We start from the raw sequence: 20,618 nt of genomic DNA, 5'->3' as shown, positions 1-20,618 counted from the left end.
CCCCGCCGCCGGCGGCAGCCAAGAAGTGCCCGCCGAACCAGCCCAAGTGCTAGTCAGGTGCTAGTCAGGTGCTGATCCAGCGCTGGGGCGTGGTGCGGGCTTTACGGAAGGGGGCCGTTCGCGGTTGAAAACCGCCCGCGAACGGCCCTTATTTCCTTGCTTCTGGCCGAAATCGCGCTATATAGCGCGCCATCTCACACGGAAGCATGGCTCACAAGGCCGTCCGGTGGCAGCCGGGGCGACAACGCTCCGTTTTGCTCACACGCTTCCGGAGGAACCAACCGGAGAATTATAACGATGGCGCTACCCGATTTCACCATGCGTCAGCTTTTGGAAGCTGGCGTGCACTTTGGTCACCAGTCTCACCGCTGGAATCCGAAAATGGCTCCGTTCATTTTCGGCACCCGCAACAACATCCACATCGTCGACCTCGCGCAGACCGTGCCGATGCTGCACCACGCGCTCCAGGCGGTCAGCGACACGGTGGCCAAGGGCGGCCGCATCCTGTTCGTCGGCACCAAGCGCCAGGCGCAGGACGGCGTTGCGGACGCGGCCAAGCGCTGCGCGCAGTATTTCGTCAATTCGCGCTGGCTCGGCGGCACGCTGACCAACTGGAAGACGATCTCGGCCTCGATCAAGCGCCTGCGTCACCTCGACGACGTGCTCTCGGGCGGCGAAGCCAATTCGTACACGAAGAAGGAGCGCCTGACGCTTCAGCGCGAGCGCGACAAGCTCGACCGCTCGCTCGGCGGCATCAAGGACATGGGCGGTCTGCCCGACCTGATCTTCGTGATCGACACCAACAAGGAAGACATCGCGATCCAGGAGGCCCAGCGCCTCAACATCCCGGTTGCCGCGATCGTTGACACCAATTCGGACCCGAAGGGCATCACCTATGTGGTGCCGGGCAATGACGACGCCGGCCGCGCCATTTCGCTGTACTGCGATCTCATTGCGCGTGCGGCGATCGACGGCATCTCGCGCGCCCAGGGTGATTCGGGCATCGACGTCGGTGCTTCGGCCCGTCCGCTCGCCGAAGAGCTGCCGGCGGCTTCCTCGAGCGGCTTCCAGGGCCTTGCGGGTCCCCGCGGCACCGCCGACGACCTCAAGAAGCTCCCGGGCGTGTCGGGCGCGATCGAGAAGAAGTTCAACGACCTCGGCATCTTCCACTTCTGGCAGCTGGCCGAGCTCGACCACGACACCGCGCACGCGATCGGTGAAGAGGTCGGTCTGCCGAGCCGCGCGGATGCCTGGGTGGCCAAGGCCAAGGCGCTGACCGCGGAAGCGGAATAGTCAAAAAGAGCGATGGGTTGGCCGGATAGATTCCGGCCACCATTTCAGTTGACGCGAATCCCTGAGATGGACCGCGGCGGGGCAATTGGATGCCGCGCCGCGGCAAACCGGCAGGCACAAAGGATATTCAACGATGGCAACGATCACAGCTGCGATGGTCAAGGACCTGCGCGAGTCGACCGGCGCGGGCATGATGGACTGCAAGGCCGCGCTGACCGAAAACGACGGCAACATGGAAGCGGCGCAGGACTGGCTGCGCAAGAAGGGCCTGTCGAAGGCCGCCAAGAAGTCCGGCCGCGTCGCGGCTGAGGGCCTGATCGGCGCGCTCACCAAGGGCACCAAGGGCGTCGTGGTCGAGGTCAACTCCGAGACCGACTTCGTCGCGCGCAACGGCCAGTTCCAGGGCCTGGTCAAGATGATCGCGCAGGTCGGATTCGACGTCGGCGCCGATGTCGAGAAGATCAAGGCCGCCAAGGTCGGTGACGTCACCATCGAAACCGCGATCAATGACGCGATCGCGACCATCGGCGAGAACATGACGCTGCGCCGCGCTGCCTCGCTCGAAGTGAGCCAGGGCGTGGTGTCGCACTACGTCCACGGTGCGGTCATCGACGGCGCCGGCAAGATGGGCGTGATCGTGGCGCTGGAATCGCCCGGCAAGGCCGACGAGCTTGCCGCGCTCGGCCGCCAGATCGCGATGCATGTCGCTGCCGCCAACCCGCTGGCGCTCGATCCGTCCGGCCTCGATCCGGCGGTCGTCAAGCGCGAGAAGGACGTGCTCGCCGACAAATATCGCCAGCAGGGCAAGCCCGAGAACGTGATCGAGAAGATCGTCGAGTCCGGCCTCAAGACCTATTACAAGGAAGTCTGCCTGCTCGAGCAGGCCTTCATCCACGACACCGGCAAGTCGGTGGCGCAGGCGGTGAAGGAAGCCGAAGGCAAGGTCGGCGGGGCTGTGAAGATTGCCGGCTTTGTGCGCTATGCTCTCGGTGAGGGAATCGAGAAGCAGGAAAGCGACTTCGCAGCCGAGGTCGCTGCGGCCAGCGGCAAGAAGTAAGCCGGAACGTTCCTTCCGGCGTGCCGCCGGAAGCGGCGCCCGGACGAGGAAAGTGCTCATGACTGATCCGGTCTATCGTCGCGTCGTGATCAAGCTGTCCGGCGAATATCTCGCGGGACAGCAGGGTTTTGGCATCGATCAGCCGACCGTCGACAGGGTTGCGGACGATCTGATCGCCGCCCGCCATCTCGGCACCGAGGTCGCGGTCGTGATCGGCGGCGGCAACATCGTGCGCGGCGTCGAGGTGTCCTCCCGCGGCGTCTCGCGCCCGACCGGCGACACCATGGGCATGCTCGCCACCATGATGAACTGCCTCGCGCTGGAAGCGGCGATCGAGCGCAAGGGCACGCCGGCGCGCACGCTGTCGGCCTTCGTCATGCCCGAGATTTCCGAGCTGTTCACCCGGACTGCGGCGCACAAATACCTCGCCGAGGGTCGGATCGTGCTGCTCGGCGGCGGAACCGGCAATCCGTTCTTCACCACCGACACGACCGCGGTGCTGCGCGCCGCCGAGATCGGCGCCCAGGCGGTCCTGAAGGCCACCAATGTCGACGGCGTCTACTCGGCCGACCCGAAGAAGGATCCGACCGCCACGCGGTTCGACCGGCTGACGCATTCGCAGGCGATCGAGGGCGGCTACAAGGTGATGGATGCGACCGCCTTCGCGCTTGCCCGCGAGACGTCGCTGCCTATCATCGTGTTCTCGATCGCGGAGCCGGGGTCGATCGGTGCGATTCTGCGTGGCATCGGCCACGGTACCATCGTCGCCGGCTGACGGCTCATCTGGCGCGCCCTGAAGGGAGGGGCGCGGTGAGGTCGCCGGGATTTTGAAGGAGAAACGTGATGCCCACGGGTAATTTCGACCTCAACGAAGTGAAGCGCCGCATGCAAGGCGCCGTCCAGTCCCTCAAGCACGAGCTCGGCGGCTTGCGCACCGGCCGCGCCTCCGCCTCGATGCTCGATCCGGTGCAGGTCGAGGCCTATGGCAGCCACATGCCGCTGAACCAGCTCGCCACCGTCAGCGTGCCCGAGCCGCGCCTGATCTCGGTGCAGGTCTGGGACAAGTCGATGGTCAAGGCGGTGGAGAAGGCGATCGTCGATTCCAATCTCGGCCTGTCGCCCGCGACCGAAGGCCAGGTGCTGCGCCTGCGCATCCCCGAGCTCAACGAGGAGCGGCGCAAGGAGCTCGTCAAGGTCGCGCACAAATACGCGGAAGCCGCCAAGGTCGCCACGCGTCACGTCCGCCGCGACGGCCTCGACGTTCTGAAGAAGCTCGAGAAGAATCACGAGATGTCGGAGGACGATCAGAAGCGTCATGCCGACGAGGTGCAGAAGGCGACCGACGGCACGATCGCCGAGATCGACCAGCTGCTGGCCGCCAAGGAAAAAGAAATCCTCACCGTCTGAGGCTGCCGTCATGTCCAACGCCGCCGCGCCCGCAACGGAAGGACCCGACCGGTCCGACGCGCCTGCGCATGTCGCCATCATCATGGATGGCAACGGGCGTTGGGCGGCCGCGCGCGGTCTGCCGCGGGCTGAAGGTCATCGCCGCGGCGTGGAGGCCTTGCGCCGCGTGGTGCGCGCCTCGCACGAGCTCGGCATCCGCTATCTCACCATCTTTTCCTTCAGCTCGGAGAACTGGTCGCGCCCGGCGAGCGAGATCGGCGATCTGTTCGGCCTGCTCAGGCGCTTCATCCGCAACGATCTCGCGAGCCTGCATCGCGACGGCGTCAAGGTCCGCATCATCGGCGAGCGCGAAGGGCTCGAGAGCGACATCTGCGCGCTGCTCAACGAGGCCGAGGAACTGACGCGCGACAACACGCGTCTGACGCTCGTCGTCGCCTTCAACTACGGCTCGCGGCAGGAGATCGCGAAAGCGGCGCAGAAGCTCGCGCGCGAGGTCGCGGAGGGCAGGCGCGATCCTGCCACCATCGACGCCGAGACGCTTGGCGCGCATCTCGATGCGCCCGACATTCCCGATCCCGATCTCATCATCCGCACCAGCGGCGAGCAGCGCCTGTCCAACTTCCTGATGTGGCAGGCCGCCTATAGCGAGCTTGTGTTCGTGCCGATCCACTGGCCCGATTTCGACAAGGCGGCGCTGGAAGGCGCGATCGCCGAATTTGCCAGGCGCGAGCGCCGTTTCGGCGGCCTGGTTGCGAAAACCGCCTCGTGAGCGAACCCGAAACCGTACCGGCTGGCGCGAAGCCTGCCCCGAGCAATCTCGTGATGCGGGTCCTCGCAGCGCTGGTGCTGGCGCCGCTTGCCATTGCGCTCGCTTATGCCGGCGGCTGGCTGTGGGCGCTCCTCGTCACCCTGGTGTCGATCGGGCTGTTCGCGGAATGGCTGATGGTGGTGGGCGCGGGGTCCGTTGCACTGACCGCGTCCGGAACGATCGTCCTCGCCATCATGGGCTTCTGCGTCGCCTTCGGCGCGCTCAAGACCGCGGTCGTCACCGGCCTCGTTGGCGGCGCCATCGTGACGCTGATCGCGCGCGGCAAGTTCGTCTGGGCGGCCTCCGGATTCGCCTATGCATCGGCGGCGCTGCTGGCCTCGATCCTGGTGCGGCAGGATCTCGTGAACGGCTTTGCCGCGCTGATGTTCGTGCTGCTTGTGGTGTGGGTGACCGATATCGGCGGCTATTTCGCCGGCCGCGGCATTGGCGGACCGAAGCTGTGGCCGCGCGTGAGCCCGAAGAAGACCTGGGCCGGCGCCCTCGGCGGCTTTGCCGCCAGCCTTGCGGTTGCCGCGGGCTTTGCGGCTTGCGGGCTCGGGAAGGCGGTTCCACTGCTGCTCGTCAGCGCCGTCCTGTCGGTGGTCTCGCAACTCGGCGATCTCTTCGAATCCGCCGTGAAGCGGCGCTTCGGTGTCAAGGATTCCAGTCACTTAATTCCCGGTCATGGCGGTCTACTGGACCGTCTGGACGGCTTTGTCGCCGCCATCCTGGCGGCATGGATTATCGGCTTTCTCCGCCATGGTGTGCATAGCGCCGGAAGCGGTCTTGTGGTTTGGTGAGGATATGAGCGCGGTCCCATTGCGTAATAACAAGGCTGCGGCGTCTGCCGTCCGCAGCGTCACGGTTCTCGGTGCCACCGGCTCGATCGGCGACAGCACGATGGATTTGCTGCGGGCCTCTCCCGAACGCTACCGCGTCGAGGCCCTCACGGCGAACGGCAATGTCGAAGCGCTGGCAAAGCTCGCGAAGGAGTTTTCCGCGCGCTTCGTGGCGATCGCCGACACCTCCAAGTTCGCCGAGCTCAAGGCGGCGCTGGCGGGTACGAGCACCGAATGCGGCGCCGGCGAAAGCGCGGTGATCGAAGCGGGTGCGCGTCCGGCCGATTGGGTGATGGCCGCCGTGAGCGGCGCCGCCGGACTGAAGCCGGCGCTCGCCGCCGTCGATCGCGGCGCACATGTCGCGCTCGCCAACAAGGAATGCCTCGTCTGCGCCGGCGATTTCTTCATGCAGCGCGCGGCGAAAGCCGGCGCCTGCATCCTGCCAGCCGATTCCGAGCACAATGCGCTGTTCCAGGCGCTCGGCTCAGGCAATCGCGACGAACTGGTCCGTGTCATCATCACGGCCTCCGGCGGTCCGTTCCGGACCTGGAAGCCTGCCGACATCGAGCAGGCGACACTCGCCCAGGCGCTGAAGCATCCGAACTGGAGCATGGGCCAGAAGATCACGATCGATTCCGCCTCGATGATGAACAAGGGGCTCGAGGTGATCGAGGCCTCCTATCTGTTTGCGCTCTCGCCGGACGAGATCGACGTTCTCGTTCATCCGCAGTCGATCATCCACGGCATGGTCGAGTTCTCCGACCGTTCGGTCGTGGCCCAGCTCGGCTCTCCCGATATGCGCACGCCGATCGCCCACTGCCTCGGCTGGCCCGACCGCATCAAGGGACCGGCGGCCAAACTCGATCTGGCCAAGATCGGCCAGCTGACCTTCGAGGCGCCCGATTTCGAGCGGTTCCCCGGACTACGGCTGGCTTACGATTCGCTCCGGACCGGGAAGGGGGCGACCACGGTGTACAATGCCGCCAACGAGGTCGCGGTCGCCGCCTTCATCGCCGGCAAGATCCGGTTCGGCGCGATTGCCCGGCTGGTGGAAGCGACGCTGGAGGACTGGATCCGGGGTGGGAACCAGGCGCCCCTGACGTCCGCCGACGATGCAATCTCCGTTGACCATGTTGCTCGAAATAGAGCTGCCGCCCTATTGCCTCAAATTGCCTTAAAGGCATCCTAGATGGTTCGGGGCCAGGGCCTTGCGGCGCTGGATAAGGGAATTCGATGATCGACTTTTTCGTCCATAGTTTCAATACGTTGAGCCATGGGCTCCTCGGCTACGCGGTTCCCTTCCTCTTTGTCCTGACCATCGTCGTGTTCTTCCACGAACTCGGCCATTTCCTGGTCGCGCGCTGGGCGGGCGTTCGGGTGTTAACCTTTTCGCTCGGCTTCGGGCCCGAGCTGGTCGGTTTCAATGACCGCCATGGCACCCGCTGGAAGATTTCGGCGATCCCGCTCGGCGGTTACGTCAAGTTCTTCGGGGACGAGAGCGAGGCCTCGACCCCGTCGGCCGAGACGCTCGCGGCCATGACGGCCGAGGAGCGCGCAGGCAGCTTCCACCATAAGAAGGTCGGCCCGCGCGCCGCCATCGTCGCGGCCGGACCGATCGCCAATTTCATTCTGGGCGCGCTGATCTTCGCCGGCATGGCCCTGTATTACGGCAAGCCGAGCACGATCGCGCGCGTCGACGGCGTCGTCGCCGATGGCGCGGCGGCTGTGGCCGGCTTCAAGATCGGGGACGTCGTCGTCCAGATCGACGGCAAGCCGATCGAGAGCTTTGCCGACATGCAGCGAATCGTGGCGATGAATGCCGGTTCGGCGCTTGCCTTCCAGGTGAAGCGTGACGGCGCCATCGTGTCGCTGACCGCGACGCCGGCGCTGCTCGAGCGCAAGGATCCGTTCGGCAACAGCCACCGCCTCGGCGTGCTGGGCGTCGAGCACAAGTCCCAGGCTGGTGAGGCCTCGACCACGCCGGTCGGTGTCGGCGAGGCGCTCAAGATCGGGGTCGAGCAGGTCTGGTTCATCATCACCAGCACCTTCAAGTTCCTGGGCTCGCTGTTTGTCGGAAACGGCAATCCCAACGAGGTCAGCGGCGTCCTCGGAATCGCGAAGATGTCGGGGCAGGCGGCCAGCGCCGGGTTCCAGTTCGTGATCAACCTCTGTGCGGTGCTGTCGGTGTCGATCGGCCTGCTGAACCTGTTCCCGATCCCGCTGCTGGATGGCGGTCACCTTATGTTCTACGCGGCGGAAGTGGTCCGCGGCCGGCCCCTGTCCGAGCGGACGCAGGAGATGGGGTTCCGAATCGGGCTTGGTTTGGTGCTGATGTTGATGGTGTTTGCGACCTACAACGACATCCTGCGGATGGCGGCTTCCTGATAGGGGCTTTTTTGAGGCGTTGCTGTTGAGCAACGTCTTGGAATGAAATTGAAATTGCGGCGCGCTCGGCCGTTTGCGGCGTCGGTGAAATTGGCTACAAGCGGCTCTGAACTTGGGGAATCTCCGGACCGGCGTTGGGGTTGGGTCTGGCACGGAATGATAAGGGCGCGTTGCGCAATGAAGTTTGGACTGCGACTCCGGGGCGGCTTGCTTGCCACCCTGATCATGTTCGGCGCGCCGGTGGTTGCCCCGATTGGGGCAGCTTTTGTGTCATCGCCTGCGCTTGCGCAGACCGTCCAGTCGATTTCCGTCGAGGGAAATCGCCGTGTCGAGGTGGAGACGATCCGCTCCTATTTCAAGGCGGGTCCGGGCGGTCGCCTGGATCAGGGCGCCATCGACGACGGCCTCAAGGCGCTGATCGAGACCGGCCTGTTCCAGGACGTGAAGATCAACCGCGGCGCCGGTGGCCAGATCGTCGTCTCCGTGGTGGAAAACCCGGTGATCGGTCGCATCGCCTTCGAGGGCAACAAGAAGATCAAGGACGAGCAGCTCACCGCTGAAGTCCAGTCCAAGGCGCGCGGCACCTTCTCCCGCGCCATGGTGCAGTCCGACACGCTGCGAATCGCCGAAATCTACCGCCGCTCCGGCCGCTACGACGTCCGCGTCACGCCCGAGGTCATCGAGCAGCCGAACAACCGCGTCGATCTCATCTTCACGATCGAGGAGGGCGCCAAGACCGGCGTCAAGTCGATCGACTTCGTCGGCAACGTCGCATTCTCGTCCTACCGCCTGCGGGACGTCATCAAGACGCGCGAATCGAACCTGCTGAGCTTCCTTGGCAGCGGCGACATCTACGATCCCGACCGCGTCGAGGCCGACCGCGACCTGATCCGCCGCTTCTACCTCAAGAACGGCTTCGCCGACGTCCAGGTCGTGGCTGCGCTCACCGAATACGATCCGGAGAAGAAGGGCTTTCTCGTCACCTTCAAGATCGAGGAAGGCTCCCAATACCGCGTCGGTGCGCTCGACTTCCGTTCCAGCATCCCGAACTTCGACCCGACCTCGATGCGCTCCTTTTCGCGCGTCAATGTCGGCTCGCTCTACAACGTCGAATCGGTCGAGAAGTCGGTCGAGGACATGCAGATCGAGGCCTCGCGCCGCGGCTACGCCTTCGCCGTGGTCCGTCCCGGCGGCGACCGCAATTTCGAGGCGCACACCGTCTCGGTCGTGTTCAACATCGACGAGGGCCCGCGCACCTATATCGAGCGCATCAACCTGCGCGGCAACACCCGCACGCGCGACTACGTGATCCGTCGCGAGTTCGACATCTCCGAGGGCGATGCCTACAACCGCGCGCTGGTCGATCGTGCCGAGCGGCGCCTGAAGAACCTCGACTATTTCAAGACCGTGAAGATCACGACGGAGCCCGGCTCGTCCAGCGACCGCGTCATCCTGGTCGTCGACATGGAAGAAAAATCGACCGGCGACTTCTCGGTCTCCGGCGGTTACTCCACGACCGACGGCGCGCTCGCCGAAGTCTCGATCTCCGAACGCAACCTGCTCGGCCGCGGCCTGTTCGCCAAGGCGTCGGTGACCTATGGCCAGTACGCGCGCGGCTATTCGCTGTCGTTCGTCGAACCGTATCTGCTCGACTACCGCGTCGCGCTCGGCCTCGACCTCTATCAGCGCCAGCAGCTGTCCAACAGCTACATCTCCTACGGCACCAAGACGCTCGGCTTCTCGCCGCGTCTCGGCTTCTCCTTGCGCGAAGATCTGTCGCTTCAGCTGCGCTATTCGATCTATCGGCAGGAAATCACGCTGCCGTCCTACCTGGCGAACTGTAACAACGATCCGACTTCGGCGGCCTTCAATCCGAGCCCGGCCTATGCGGCCGCCAACGGCATCAGCCTTGCCTCGACCAACGGCCTCGGCTGCTACAACGACGGCGAAGCCTCGCTGCCGGTGCGCAAGGAGCTTGCCAACGGCAAGACCCTGACCTCGGCGCTCGGCTATACGCTGACCTACAACACGCTCGACAACAACAAGAACCCCACCGACGGCCTGCTCATCGACTTCCGGCAGGATTTCGCAGGCGTCGGCGGCGACGTCAGCTATTTGAAGACCGCGGCGGACGGAAAGTACTACGCCCCGCTGGTGTCTGACATCGTCGGTCTCGTCCATCTCCAGGGCGGCGTCCTGACCAAGATGGGCAAAGATCTGCGAATGCTCGACCAGTTCCAGATGGGCCCGAACCTCGTCCGCGGCTTCTCTCCGAACGGCATCGGCCCGCGCGATCTGAATCCTTTCGGTACGCAAGACGCGCTCGGCGGCACCAAGTATTGGGGCGCTTCGTTCGAATTGCAGATGCCGTTCTGGTTCCTGCCGAAGGAAGTGGGTCTGAAGGGCGCGGTCTATGCCGATGCCGGCGGCCTGTATGACTACAGGGGACCGACGAGCTGGACGGTGACCAACGAAGTCAACGCGCCTGGCTGTATTCCGTCGACCGTCAATCCGTCGAGTGCCGGAACCTGTACTGGCCTCGTCTACGACGACAGCAAGGTGATCCGCTCGTCGGTCGGTGTCGGCCTGATCTGGCAGTCGCCGTTCGGACCGCTGCGCTTCGACTACGCCGTGCCGCTCAGCAAGGGCAAGTATGACCGCACCCAGGAGTTTCGGTTCGGCGGCGGCACCTCGTTCTAATTCGATCAGCAGAGCATGATCCGGCCCCTTGGGTTTCCCTTGGGGGCCCGGTCTCCAAAAAGTGCGTGCTCAATCCGGGAGATGAGGCATGATGCGGCTTGGCCGCTTCATGCCGAAGCCGGACCACGACGGGGTGGAATGGCGCAGCCGACCTTCTTCACAAAGCCGCCTGCGACGGCGCTGGCCGATATTGCCACGCTGACAAAGGCGCAACTGGTCGACCCCACCAGGGGCGATCACGTCATCACGGGCCTGGCTTCGCTCGACGAAGCCGGCCCGATGCATCTGGCGTTCTTCGACAACCTAAAATATGCCGATCAGCTCAAGACGACCAGAGCGGGTGCGTGCCTGGTCAGTCCGCGCTTCGAGGCCCAGGTGCCCGCACACGTCGCCGTGCTGCGGGCGGCGCAGCCGTTCCGCGCCTTCGTCAGGATCGCGCGGGAATGGCACGGCGACGCGCTGAGGCCGCAATCCTGGGTCGGCAATGACGGCATCGCGCCGTCGGCCATCATCGATCCCACGGCGCGCCTCGAGGACGGCGTGGTCGTCGACCCGCTGGCGGTCATCGGTGCGGATGTCGAGATCGGCAGCGGCACGGTGGTCGGCGTCGGCGCCGTGATCGGCCCCGGCGTCAAGATCGGCCGGGACTGCAATGTCGGCGCCCGTACCGCCATCCAGTGCGCGCTGATCGGCAACAACGTGCTGATCCACCCGGGCTGCTCGATCGGCCAGGACGGCTACGGCTTCATCTTCTTCGGCCCCGAGGGGCACCTGAAGGTGCCGCAGACCGGGCGCGTGCTGATCCAGAACAATGTGGAGGTCGGCGCCGGCACCACCATCGATCGCGGTTCCCTGCGCGACACCGTGATCGGCGAGGGCACCAAAATCGACAACCAGGTCCAGATCGGCCACAATGTGACGATCGGCCGGAATTGCCTGCTGGCGGCCCAGATCGGGCTGGCCGGCAGTCTGACCATCGGCGACAACGTGGCGCTGGGAGCAAAGGTTGGCATCAACAATCACCTCAAGATCGGCGACGGGGCCCAGGTCACCGCGATGAGCGGCGTCAAGGACGACATCCCGCCGAACGGACGCTGGGGTGGTTTTTTTGCCAAGCCGACCAAGCAGTGGTTCAAGGAGATCATCGCGGTGGAGCGCCTGGTACGCGACAGCAAGGCCGATCCGAAGGACGAGGGACGGGAATGACGGAGGAATCACCTGTTAGGTTCGAGCTGGTGGACATCAATGCGATCCTCCAGACGCTGCCGCACCGCTTTCCGATGCTGCTGATCGATCGCGTGATCAACATCCGCGCCGATTACAGCGGCATCGGCATCAAGAACGTCACCTTCAACGAGCCGGCCTTCCAGGGGCATTTCCCCGAGCGCCCGGTCTATCCCGGCGTGATGATGATCGAGGCGATGGCGCAGACGGCGGGCGTGATCGGCATCAAGTCGGTCGAGGGCACCGAGAAACCGCGCGCGGTCTATTTCCTCACTATCGACAAGTGCAAGTTCCGCAAGCCCGTGCTGCCCGGCGATACCATCGAGTATCACATGCGCTCGCTCGGCCGCCGCAAGACCATGTGGTGGTTTCACGGCGATGCCAAGGTCAACGACCAGGTCGTCGCGGAAGCCGACGTCGGCGCCATGCTGACGGACTGAGCGGCTTACGGCCCGCAGGGCGGGCTCACGCGCCGCAATCGTAGCGGCTGCCCGCTGCCGGGCGTCTGATATTCCGGTTGAAGAACTGGCCCATGGACGGCGCGCCCAGGAGGCCGTCGACCGTATCGGGATCCACGCGGCAATAGCGGTCATATGCGCCGTTGATCGCGACGATCAGATCCTGTTGTGCGCTGTCGTAGCAGACGCGCTGAAGCACCGTGCTGCGGGTGATGTCGCGGCATTCGAATGTCGCGAGGTCGATGGGGCGGTGTCCGCCGGTCTCGACCGTCTCGGAGACGACCGGTGCGGTCGCCAGCTGTGCGAGCAGCATTGCCAGGGCCCTGACCACGATACTTGAAGCTCCGCATGAAGGTGTTGATGGGCCGCGAAGGCCGCCTCATAGGGCACGTGAAACACGCCGAGATCATACGTCACTGGACAGATCGGGCATAGTCGGGCTAACCAGCGGAAAACCGAGCGACTTCAACACATAACCAGACCTTCTTGACGAGTTAGATTGCTTGATGAGCAAGATTGATCCCACCGCACGGGTCGAGGACGGCGCCGTGATCGGCGAGGGTACCGAGATCGGCCCCTACTGCATCATCGGCCCCAATGCCGTGATCGGCGCGAACTGCAAGCTGATTGGACAGGTCACCGTCATCGGCCATACCTCGGTCGGCGACAACTGCGTGATCTCGCCGTTCGCGGTGCTCGGCGGCGCGCCCCAGGATCTCAGCTACAAGGGCGAGCCGACCCGGCTCGAGATCGGCCCGGGCTGTACCATCCGCGAAGGCGCGACGATGAATGTCGGCACCATCAAGGGCGGTGGCCTGACGCGCGTCGGCAGCGGCGGCTACTTCATGAACAATAGCCATGTCGGCCATGACTGCATGGTCGGCGACAGCGTGATCTTCGCGACGTCGGCGACGCTTGGCGGACACTGCGAGATCGGCGATGCCGTCTATATCGGCGGCCTGTCTGCGGTGCATCAGTTCACGCGCATCGGCCCCTATGTCATGGTCGGCGGGGTCTGCGGGGTGCGCGACGACGTCATTCCTTATGGGCTGGTCAACGGTCAGTATGCCGTGCTGGAGAGCCTCAACCTGATCGGCATGAAGCGGCGCAAGTTCACCAAGCAGCGGCTTGCGACCGTGCGCGCGTTCTACCAGAAGCTCTTCCACGGCCCCGGCACCTTTGCCGAGCGGCTCGAAGCGTCCAGGCCGCTCGCCGGCGAGGATCCGGCGATTGCCGAGATCCTCGGCTTCATCGGCAAGGGCAAGCGTCCGCTCTGTCTTCCCGCCATTGCGAAGTGAACCTGCAATGGCCGCGGACATGACATCGGCGGCGGCAGGGATTTCATCGCCGGTCGGCGTGGTCGCAGGCGGCGGCGCCATGCCGTTTGCGGTCGCCGACTCGCTCGCCGCGCGCGGCATCGCGCCGGTGCTGTTTCCGCTGCGCGGCGCCTGCGATCCGGTGCAGGTGGAGAAATTCCGCCACCGCTGGATCTCGGTCGGCCAGCTCGGGCGCGCGATGCGGCTGTTCCGCGAGGAAGGCTGCCGCGACCTGATCTTCATCGGCACCCTGGTGCGGCCTTCGCTTTCGGAGATAAGGTTCGACTTCACGACGTTGCGGCTGCTCGGCAATGTCATCCGCGCCTTTCGCGGCGGCGACGATCATCTGTTGTCCGGCGTCGGGCGCATTCTCGAACAAGGCGGCTTTCGCATGGTCGGGATCAAGGACGTTGCGCCCGACCTCCTGATGCCCGAGGGCTGCATCAGTCGCGCCTGGCCGAGCGACACCAGCAAGACCGACATCGAGCGCGGCCGCGCGGTCCTGACCGCGCTCGGGCCGTTCGACATCGGCCAGGCTGTCGTGGTGATCGACGGCCATGTGGTGGCGGTCGAGGATATCGAGGGCACCGACGCGCTACTCGCGCGCGTCGCGCGGCTGCGCGAGGAGGGCCGCATTCGCGCGGCGACGGGCCGCGGCGTGCTGGTGAAGGCGCCAAAGAGCAGCCAGGATCTGCGTTTCGACCTGCCGACGATTGGCCCGCGTACCATCGAGGGTGTCGCAAGAGCCGGCCTTGCCGGCATCGCCGTGATCGCCGGCAACACCATCGCCGCCGAGCCGCAGGCGATGATCGCGCTCGCCGACGCCAAATATCTCTTCATCATCGGCCTGCCGGCGTGATGCAGGGGCGCGATCCCAAGCGGAAGATCTTCCTGATCGCCACGGAGGAATCCGGTGATCGGCTCGGCAGCGCCTTGATGAAGGTGCTGCGCCAGCGCCTCGGCGACGGCGTGCAGTTCGAGGGCGTCGGCGGCCGCACCATGGCGCGCGAGGGGCTCGAGACCCTGTTTCCGATCGAGGAGCTGTCGATCGTCGGTTTCGCCGCGGTGGTGCAGCAATTGCCGAAGATCCTGCGCTTGATCCGCGACACCGCGGACGCCGTGCTGGAGGCCGCGCCCGATGCGCTCGTCATCATCGACAGCCCGGATTTCACCCATCGCGTCGCCCGCCGGGTGCGGGCGCGCAATCCTGCGATCCCGATCGTCGACTACGTGTCGCCGCAGCTCTGGGCCTGGCGGCCGGGACGGGCGCGGACCATGCTCGGCTATGTCGATCATGTCCTCGGCCTGTTGCCGTTCGAGCCGGAGGAATACCGCAAGCTCGGCGGGCCGCCATGCAGCTATGTCGGCCATCCCCTGATCGAGCAATTGGGCTCGCTGCGGCCGAATGCGGAGGAGCAGAAGCGCCGCAACAGTGAGCCGCCGGTGCTGCTGGTGCTGCCCGGCAGCCGCCGTAGCGAGATCCGGCATCATATCGAGGTGTTCGGCGCGGCGCTCGGCCGGTTGCAGGCGGAGGGGCGCGCGTTTGAACTGATGCTGCCGACCATGCCGCATCTCGAAGCCACCGTCCGCGAAGCCATCGCGAGCTGGCCGGTCAAGCCGCAGATCGTGATCGGTGAGGCCGAGAGGCGCACCGCCTTCCGGATCGCGCACGCTGCGCTGGCGAAATCCGGCACGGTGACGCTGGAGCTCGCGCTATCGGGCATTCCGATGGTGACGGCCTATCGCGTCGGCGCCATCGAGGCCTTCATCCTGCGCCGCGCGATCCGCGTCTCCTCGGTGATCCTTGCCAATCTCGTGATCGGTGAGGACGTCATTCCGGAGTTCTTGCAGGAGGACTGCACGCCGGAGAAACTCGCACCGGCGCTCGCCGAAGTGCTGACGGAGACGCCGCTGCGCAAGCGGCAAGTCGAAGCCTTCGCCCGGCTCGACACCACCATGTCGACCGGCAACAAGTCGCCGAGCGTGCTCGCCGCCGACGTCGTGCTCGCGACGATGCGGAAGGGGCGGCGGTAGACGACGGTCTTGTCGGGTGGGCAAAGCGAAAGCGTGCCCGCCGTGCCTTTCTCGGCGGCGGAGAGATGGTGGGCACGCTGCGCTTTACCCACCCTACGATACTCTTCAGGATCACGCTCTAACCCAAGCCGCCGTCGACCTGAAAACACTGGCGCGTGATGCGCTGGCTCTCATCGGAGGCGAGGTACAGCGCCATGTTGGCGATGTCGTCGGGCGTCACTGCATCGGGAATGGCCTGACGCGTGCGAATTTCGGCGATGGTCTGCTCGTCGGGATACCACAGCCGGCGCTGGCGCTCGGTAATCACCATGCCGGGCGCAATCGCGTTGACGCGGATGCGGTCGGGACCGACCAGCCGCGCCAGCGAGTTGGTGAAGCCGACGATCGCCGCCTTTGCCGCGGCGTAGACCGGCAGCGCCGGCCCGCCGCGCATCCAGGCGATCGACGACATGTTGATGATGGAGCCGCCGCCGCGCGCCTGCATCTGCGGCACGACGGCTTGTGCGGCGAAGAAGACGTGCTTGAGGTTGACGCCGATCATCCAGTCGAACTCGGATGGCGTCACCTCGGCCAGCACCTGGCGCCGGTCGTTGGCGGCGTTGTTGACGAGGACCGCGGCGTCGCCGAGCGATCCGTGGACCTGCGCGATTGCGGCGCGCAAGGCGTCGATGTCCAGGAGGTCGCAGGGCACGAACAGTGGTGCCGTGCCGGATGCGGCCGCCACCTCCGCGGCCAGCGATCCGCCGGCCGCTTCATCGATATCGAGGAACGCGACGCGGGCGCCTTGGCCTGCGAAGGCGCGCACGAAGGCGGCACCGATGCCGCTGGCGCCACCGGTGATCAGCACCACGCGGTCCGCGAGGCCGGCATAGCTCGTCTGGGTCATGCGATCAGTCGCTCCGTCTCGGGGTCGAACAGGCAGATGCGGCGGGTGTCGAGGGCAAACGAGGCGGTGGCACCCGGCGTCGGGCGGATGTCCGGCGAGATGCGCGCCTGTGCGGGCTCGCCGCCAAGCCGCAGCAGGACGATGGTCTCCGCGCCAGTGGGCTCCACGAGCTCGACTGGCGCGGTGACGATGACAGGCGGGCCCACGGCTCCGGAGAACACGCGGTCGCCCTCGGCGATGCATTCGGGCCTGATCCCGAGCACCACCTCGCGGCCGACATAGGACGCCGCCGCGTCGTAGCCCTGCAGGCGGAGACGGACCTCGTCCGGACGGCCTGCGCCGATCACCACGACGGGTCCGCCAGCGTCGGCCTCGAGACGGGCCGGCATCGTGTTCATCGGCGGCGAGCCCATGAAGCGGGCGACGAACAGATTGGCCGGGTATCGGTAGATTGTGTCAGGGTCGGCGAATTGCTGCACGACGCCCCGATGCATCACGGCGATGCGGGTTGCCATCGTCATCGCCTCGATCTGGTCGTGGGTGACATAGATGATGGTGGCGCCGATGCGCTGGTGCAGCCGCTTGATCTCCATGCGCATCTCGACGCGCAGCTTGGCATCGAGATTGGAGAGCGGCTCGTCGAACAGGAAGAGCAGGGGATCGCGCACCAGGGCGCGCCCCATCGCCACGCGCTGGCGCTGGCCGCCGGACAGTTGCGACGGCTTGCGGGCGAGCAGCGGTTCGATCTGGAGCAGCCTGGCGACGTTCGCCAGCGCTTTCTCCTGTTCCGCCTTGGCTATGCCTCGGCATTCCATGCCGAAGGTGATGTTCTGGCGCACCGTCATCGACGGATAGAGCGCGTAGGACTGGAACACCATGGCGATGTCGCGGTCCTTGGGCGGGACGTCGTTGACGACGCGCCCGCCGATCTCGATGGTGCCTGCGCTTGGACGATCAAGCCCGGCGACGATGTTGAGTAGGGTGGACTTGCCGCAACCGGACGGTCCGACCAGCACGGTAAACTCGCCGCTCTCGATGTCGAGATTGATGCCCTTCAGAACTTCTAGATTGGCGTAACGCTTCGACAGGGTGCGAATGCTCAACGCTGCCATGATGTCCCCTTCATTTCACGGCGCCGGCGGTAAGCCCGCGTACAAAGTATTTGCCGCCGATCAGGTAGATCAGCAGGGTCGGCAGGGCCGCAATCATCACCGCGGCGCTTTGCACGCCGTGCTGCGGGATATCGGCAACCGCGGCCGAGAGCGCGATCAGCGCTGCCGTGACCGGTTGCTGTTGGCCTGTCGTGAATGTCACGCCATAGAGGAACTCGTTCCAGATATGCGTGAACTGCCAGATCACGGTGACGACCAGGATGGGCGGCGAGAGCGGCAGGATGATGCGCCAGAAGATACGGAAGAACCCGGCGCCATCGATGCGCGCGGCCCTGATCAGCTCCTGCGGGATGGACACGTAGTAGTTTCGGCAGAACAAGACTGTGAAGGAGAGCCCCTGGATCGTGTGGATCACCACCAGTCCCGTGAGCGTGTTCATCAGTCCGGTATCGCGCAGCACGATGGTCCAGGGCAGCAAACGCATCTGCTGCGGAAGGAAGATGCCAAGCGTGACGATGCCATAGATCCACTGATCGCCGCGAAAGCGCCAGAGCGAAACCGCGTAGCCTGCGACCGCCCCAAGCAGGGTGGAGAAGATCGTCGCCGGAATGGTCACGAGCGCCGAGTTCAGCATGTATGGCCGGATCCCGGCGCAGGTCTGCGCAACGCAGAAGTCGGACCATGCCGTGAGGTAGTTGCTGAAGGCCCATTGGAGCGGCCAGCCGATCATCGAGGTCTGCGCGATTTCCTCATTGCTGCGCAGCGAATTCAGGATGACGACGATCAGCGGCACGAGCCACGCGACCGCGACCAGCAGAACGACGAGATAGATGAGCATGCGGCTCGGCGTGAAGGTCCGGTCACGCATGAGAGGCCCGCCGTCGCTGGAAATATCGCCACGCCGCGTAGGGCAGCAGCACCGCAAGAAGAATCAGCAGCATGAGCACGGCCGCCGCGGCGCCACGACCGAGCAGGCCGCGCTGGAACATCAGGTCGTAGACCACCAGAGCCGGCAGCTGGGTCGCAATTCCTGGGCCGCCATTGGTTAGCGCGCGGACGAGGTCGAAGGTCGAAATGGCGAACTGCAGCTGGATGACGATGACGGTGATCGTGATCGGCCACAGCGTCGGCAGAATGACGCGCCGGTACATCCGGATCGGTCCGGCGCCGTCGATCTGCGCGGCCTTGATGAGGTCGGCATCGACGGAGCGGAGGCCGGCGAGGAAGAGCGCCATGGCGAAGCCCGAGGACTGCCAGATCGCAGCGATCACGATCGTCCAGATCGCCATGTCGCGGTCGACCAGCCAGTCGAACCGGAAGGAGGTCCAGCCGAGATCCTGGACGAGCTTCTGGATCCCAAGGCCGGGATTGAGCAGCCAGCTCCAGACCGTGCCGGTGACCACGAACGACACCGCCAGCGGGTAGAGGAAGATGGATCGCAGCGTGTTCTCGCCGCGAATGCGCTGGTCGAGCAGGATCGCAAGCACGAGGCCGGTCGCCAAACTCAGCAGCACGAAGGCACTGCCAAACAGCAGCAGGTTGTCGAAGGCGATCTGCCAGTTCCGCGATGCCAGAACCGCATTGTAGTGGCGCAAGCCCACCCAGCCCGAGACCGGGACAAGCGTGGATGGCGTGAACGAAATCCAGATCGTCCATAGCGAAAACGAAATGAGATGCGCCGCCGACAACAGCAGCGGCACCCAGATCGTCAGATATTCGGGCAGCCGGCCCACCACGTTCGGTATTGCCGGCCGCCCTGTTCTCGATGTAGCGGCGACGGTGTCGGTCAACGCGAGCCCTCGACGGCCTCGGCGAGGCGGGTGACCGCCTGCTCCGGCGTGATCGTCTTGTTCTTCGCGTATTCGGTGAACACATCGATCATCGCGGCAGTCAGGCCATTTTCCTGTGCCATGTTGTGCGCGAGGCTCAGGACGGCCTGATTGTTGGCCACGGCATCCTTGAGTGCGGCTGCGGTTCGCCGTTGACCATCCGACCAGCCCTCACCGGACAGATCGACATCGGTGCGCACGGGGATCGATCCCGTGATCTGCGAATACATGGTCTGGATCGCCGGATCCATGACGAGCTGGGCCATCAACATCTGGCCGGCCTGGAGATCCGCCTCCTTGCGCTGCCAGAAGATGAAGGCATCGGCATTCAACAGGAACACAGGCTTGCCATTGTCGCTGGGGCCCGGCGCGATCACGAAGTCGTCGAACTTGAAACCGGCGTTGCGCAACACGCCCTGCGCCCACCCGCCCATGATCATCATGCCCATATCGCCGTCGACGAAGCGCTTCAAGTTGGTGGCATAGGGTTGGGCGCCGACATTGGGGTCCATCCAGTTGGTGATCTTGCGCATCTGTGCGAAGGCAGCCTTGATCTCGGGACCCTCCAGGGCCTTCTTGTCGAGATTCATGATGGCTGTGCGGTATGCAGCAGGACTGATGCCGGCGAGCGAGGCCTCGAATTTTTGACCATCGTCGGCGCGGGTGCCACCGTTCGCGACGGGATATGTGACACCGCCTGATTTCATCTTTTCGGCAAGATCGTTGAAGTCGGCCCAGGTGACCGGGATCTTGTCGGCCTTGGCCTTGTCCATCGCGCGTTTGGAGAGAAACAGCATGTTGGTGCTGTAGATCTGCAACGGCAGTGCAATCCACTTGCCGCCCGGCTTGTGTAATTTTGCAAGGTCCGGCGCGACGACTTTTTCGTAGCCGGCGGCCGCGACAACCGCATCGAGATCGACGGTCGGGGCGATCTTCGACCAGGCCGCAATCTCGGGGCCCTTGAGCTGCGAGCAGGCCGGCGGATCGCCGGCAATGATCTGAGCGCGCAGCTTGTTCATCATCTCGGTGGTGAAGCCGGGGACGGGCGAGTGTTGCCAGACCCCGCCTTTCTCCTCGAATTTCTTGCCGAGCGCCGTGATGGCAGCTCCGTCGCTGCCGGCGGACCATTGCGAGATCGCGGTCAGGCGCGGCTTGACCGCGCCTTGCGCGCGGACAAATGTCGGCAGTGCGAGCGCGGCGGCAGACCCAGCGAGCAGACGGCGCCTTGTTGTTGTGATCGGCATGGCAAGTTCCTCCCGGTGTGAACTCT

Annotated in this window: 20 protein-coding genes; 14 read left to right on the top strand and 6 right to left on the bottom strand. The window is 65.1% G+C overall.

Going from position 1 to position 20,618, the window contains the following annotated elements; genetic code table 11:
- Positions 1-297 precede the first annotated feature (297 nt).
- The 11 genes from XI08_RS36825 to fabZ all read left to right on the top strand — a co-directional run bounded on the left by XI08_RS36825 (position 298) and on the right by fabZ (position 12,153).
- Positions 298-1,293: a 30S ribosomal protein S2 gene (locus tag XI08_RS36825; protein ID WP_271578165.1), complete on the top strand. Its 996-nt coding sequence runs from the start codon at positions 298-300 to the stop codon at positions 1,291-1,293.
- A gap of 133 nt (positions 1,294-1,426) precedes the next feature.
- The gene (gene tsf / locus XI08_RS36820; protein ID WP_027545777.1) at positions 1,427-2,350 is read left to right on the top strand and encodes a translation elongation factor Ts; all 924 of its coding nucleotides are present in this window, start codon (positions 1,427-1,429) and stop codon (positions 2,348-2,350) included.
- Between the two features lie 58 nt (positions 2,351-2,408).
- Positions 2,409-3,125 (top strand): UMP kinase, encoded by a 717-nt coding sequence (pyrH, locus tag XI08_RS36815; protein WP_027545778.1) that lies wholly within the window; start codon positions 2,409-2,411, stop codon positions 3,123-3,125.
- Positions 3,126-3,193: 68 nt separating this feature from the next.
- Positions 3,194-3,757, top strand: a complete 564-nt coding sequence (frr, locus tag XI08_RS36810; protein ID WP_027545779.1) for a ribosome recycling factor — start codon at positions 3,194-3,196, stop codon at positions 3,755-3,757.
- Between the two features lie 10 nt (positions 3,758-3,767).
- Positions 3,768-4,526, top strand: a complete 759-nt coding sequence (locus XI08_RS36805; protein WP_027545780.1) for an isoprenyl transferase — start codon at positions 3,768-3,770, stop codon at positions 4,524-4,526.
- Positions 4,523-5,365: a phosphatidate cytidylyltransferase gene (locus tag XI08_RS36800; protein ID WP_271578164.1), complete on the top strand. Its 843-nt coding sequence runs from the start codon at positions 4,523-4,525 to the stop codon at positions 5,363-5,365. Before XI08_RS36805 ends, XI08_RS36800 begins: the two co-directional genes overlap by 4 nt.
- Positions 5,366-5,369: 4 nt before the next feature.
- Entirely contained in the window at positions 5,370-6,593 is a 1,224-nt protein-coding gene (gene dxr / locus XI08_RS36795; protein ID WP_271578163.1) for a 1-deoxy-D-xylulose-5-phosphate reductoisomerase, read from the top strand.
- A 44-nt stretch (positions 6,594-6,637) separates the two neighbouring features.
- The gene (gene rseP / locus XI08_RS36790) at positions 6,638-7,789 is read left to right on the top strand and encodes an RIP metalloprotease RseP (protein WP_027545783.1); all 1,152 of its coding nucleotides are present in this window, start codon (positions 6,638-6,640) and stop codon (positions 7,787-7,789) included.
- Positions 7,790-7,966: 177 nt separating this feature from the next.
- Positions 7,967-10,489 carry an outer membrane protein assembly factor BamA gene (gene bamA, locus XI08_RS36785; protein ID WP_271578162.1) on the top strand — a complete coding sequence of 841 codons (2,523 nt, stop codon included), beginning with the start codon at positions 7,967-7,969 and terminating at the stop codon, positions 10,487-10,489.
- Between the two features lie 138 nt (positions 10,490-10,627).
- The gene (lpxD, locus tag XI08_RS36780; RefSeq protein WP_271578161.1) at positions 10,628-11,695 is read left to right on the top strand and encodes a UDP-3-O-(3-hydroxymyristoyl)glucosamine N-acyltransferase; all 1,068 of its coding nucleotides are present in this window, start codon (positions 10,628-10,630) and stop codon (positions 11,693-11,695) included.
- Positions 11,692-12,153 carry a 3-hydroxyacyl-ACP dehydratase FabZ gene (gene fabZ, locus XI08_RS36775; RefSeq protein ID WP_271578160.1) on the top strand — a complete coding sequence of 154 codons (462 nt, stop codon included), beginning with the start codon at positions 11,692-11,694 and terminating at the stop codon, positions 12,151-12,153. Before lpxD ends, fabZ begins: the two co-directional genes overlap by 4 nt.
- 25 nt (positions 12,154-12,178) lie before the next feature.
- Here fabZ and XI08_RS36770 read toward each other — a convergent pair whose 3' ends face one another.
- Positions 12,179-12,502, bottom strand: coding sequence for a KTSC domain-containing protein (locus XI08_RS36770; protein WP_271578159.1), 324 nt, complete (start codon positions 12,500-12,502; stop codon positions 12,179-12,181).
- Between the two features lie 175 nt (positions 12,503-12,677).
- Here XI08_RS36770 and lpxA point away from each other — a divergent pair, with 175 nt between their 5' ends.
- The 3 genes from lpxA to lpxB are packed head-to-tail and all read left to right on the top strand — an operon-like array spanning position 12,678 to position 15,521.
- Entirely contained in the window at positions 12,678-13,469 is a 792-nt protein-coding gene (lpxA, locus tag XI08_RS36765) for an acyl-ACP--UDP-N-acetylglucosamine O-acyltransferase (RefSeq protein ID WP_271578158.1), read from the top strand.
- Positions 13,470-13,488: 19 nt separating this feature from the next.
- Positions 13,489-14,346, top strand: a complete 858-nt coding sequence (locus XI08_RS36760; RefSeq protein WP_049823630.1) for an LpxI family protein — start codon at positions 13,489-13,491, stop codon at positions 14,344-14,346.
- Positions 14,343-15,521 (top strand): lipid-A-disaccharide synthase, encoded by a 1,179-nt coding sequence (lpxB, locus tag XI08_RS36755; RefSeq protein ID WP_271578157.1) that lies wholly within the window; start codon positions 14,343-14,345, stop codon positions 15,519-15,521. The genes XI08_RS36760 and lpxB overlap by 4 nt, the downstream gene beginning before the upstream one ends.
- Positions 15,522-15,639: 118 nt before the next feature.
- On the opposite strand, the gene XI08_RS36750 is transcribed toward lpxB, so the two are convergent.
- The 5 genes from XI08_RS36750 to XI08_RS36730 are packed head-to-tail and all read right to left on the bottom strand — an operon-like array spanning position 15,640 to position 20,592.
- Entirely contained in the window at positions 15,640-16,407 is a 768-nt protein-coding gene (locus XI08_RS36750) for an SDR family NAD(P)-dependent oxidoreductase (RefSeq protein WP_271578156.1), read from the bottom strand.
- Complete coding sequence (locus tag XI08_RS36745; protein WP_271578155.1) at positions 16,404-17,519, bottom strand: ABC transporter ATP-binding protein; 1,116 nt, start codon at positions 17,517-17,519, stop codon at positions 16,404-16,406. The genes XI08_RS36750 and XI08_RS36745 overlap by 4 nt, the downstream gene beginning before the upstream one ends.
- A 10-nt stretch (positions 17,520-17,529) precedes the next feature.
- Positions 17,530-18,387 (bottom strand): carbohydrate ABC transporter permease, encoded by an 858-nt coding sequence (locus XI08_RS36740; protein WP_271578154.1) that lies wholly within the window; start codon positions 18,385-18,387, stop codon positions 17,530-17,532.
- Complete coding sequence (locus XI08_RS36735; protein WP_442869894.1) at positions 18,380-19,309, bottom strand: carbohydrate ABC transporter permease; 930 nt, start codon at positions 19,307-19,309, stop codon at positions 18,380-18,382. The genes XI08_RS36740 and XI08_RS36735 overlap by 8 nt, the downstream gene beginning before the upstream one ends.
- A complete protein-coding gene (locus tag XI08_RS36730; RefSeq protein ID WP_271578153.1) occupies positions 19,306-20,592 on the bottom strand; it encodes an ABC transporter substrate-binding protein in 1,287 nt (428 codons plus the stop codon). The genes XI08_RS36735 and XI08_RS36730 overlap by 4 nt, the downstream gene beginning before the upstream one ends.
- Positions 20,593-20,618: the final 26 nt, after the last annotated feature.

This window comes from Bradyrhizobium sp. CCBAU 11361 (assembly GCF_028128935.1).
Lineage (GTDB): Bacteria > Pseudomonadota > Alphaproteobacteria > Rhizobiales > Xanthobacteraceae > Bradyrhizobium > Bradyrhizobium niftali.
The sequence above is the reverse complement of the archived record's forward strand: the minus strand, read 5'-3'. Positions and strand labels throughout refer to the sequence as shown.

What these genes read in the sequence shown, in the direction of transcription:
- XI08_RS36825 (WP_271578165.1), top strand. Translation starts at nt 298, where the DNA reads ATGGCGCTACCCGATTTCACCATGCGTCAGCTTTTGGAAGCTGGCGTG.
- tsf (WP_027545777.1), top strand. Translation starts at nt 1,427, where the DNA reads ATGGCAACGATCACAGCTGCGATGGTCAAGGACCTGCGCGAGTCGACC.
- pyrH (WP_027545778.1), top strand. Translation starts at nt 2,409, where the DNA reads ATGACTGATCCGGTCTATCGTCGCGTCGTGATCAAGCTGTCCGGCGAA.
- frr (WP_027545779.1), top strand. Translation starts at nt 3,194, where the DNA reads ATGCCCACGGGTAATTTCGACCTCAACGAAGTGAAGCGCCGCATGCAA.
- XI08_RS36805 (WP_027545780.1), top strand. Translation starts at nt 3,768, where the DNA reads ATGTCCAACGCCGCCGCGCCCGCAACGGAAGGACCCGACCGGTCCGAC.
- dxr (WP_271578163.1), top strand. Translation starts at nt 5,370, where the DNA reads ATGAGCGCGGTCCCATTGCGTAATAACAAGGCTGCGGCGTCTGCCGTC.
- rseP (WP_027545783.1), top strand. Translation starts at nt 6,638, where the DNA reads ATGATCGACTTTTTCGTCCATAGTTTCAATACGTTGAGCCATGGGCTC.
- bamA (WP_271578162.1), top strand. Translation starts at nt 7,967, where the DNA reads ATGAAGTTTGGACTGCGACTCCGGGGCGGCTTGCTTGCCACCCTGATC.
- lpxD (WP_271578161.1), top strand. Translation starts at nt 10,628, where the DNA reads ATGGCGCAGCCGACCTTCTTCACAAAGCCGCCTGCGACGGCGCTGGCC.
- fabZ (WP_271578160.1), top strand. Translation starts at nt 11,692, where the DNA reads ATGACGGAGGAATCACCTGTTAGGTTCGAGCTGGTGGACATCAATGCG.
- lpxA (WP_271578158.1), top strand. Translation starts at nt 12,678, where the DNA reads ATGAGCAAGATTGATCCCACCGCACGGGTCGAGGACGGCGCCGTGATC.
- XI08_RS36760 (WP_049823630.1), top strand. Translation starts at nt 13,489, where the DNA reads ATGACATCGGCGGCGGCAGGGATTTCATCGCCGGTCGGCGTGGTCGCA.
- XI08_RS36750 (WP_271578156.1), bottom strand. Translation starts at nt 16,407, where the DNA reads ATGACCCAGACGAGCTATGCCGGCCTCGCGGACCGCGTGGTGCTGATC.
- XI08_RS36745 (WP_271578155.1), bottom strand. Translation starts at nt 17,519, where the DNA reads ATGGCAGCGTTGAGCATTCGCACCCTGTCGAAGCGTTACGCCAATCTA.
- XI08_RS36740 (WP_271578154.1), bottom strand. Translation starts at nt 18,387, where the DNA reads ATGCGTGACCGGACCTTCACGCCGAGCCGCATGCTCATCTATCTCGTC.
- XI08_RS36730 (WP_271578153.1), bottom strand. Translation starts at nt 20,592, where the DNA reads ATGCCGATCACAACAACAAGGCGCCGTCTGCTCGCTGGGTCTGCCGCC.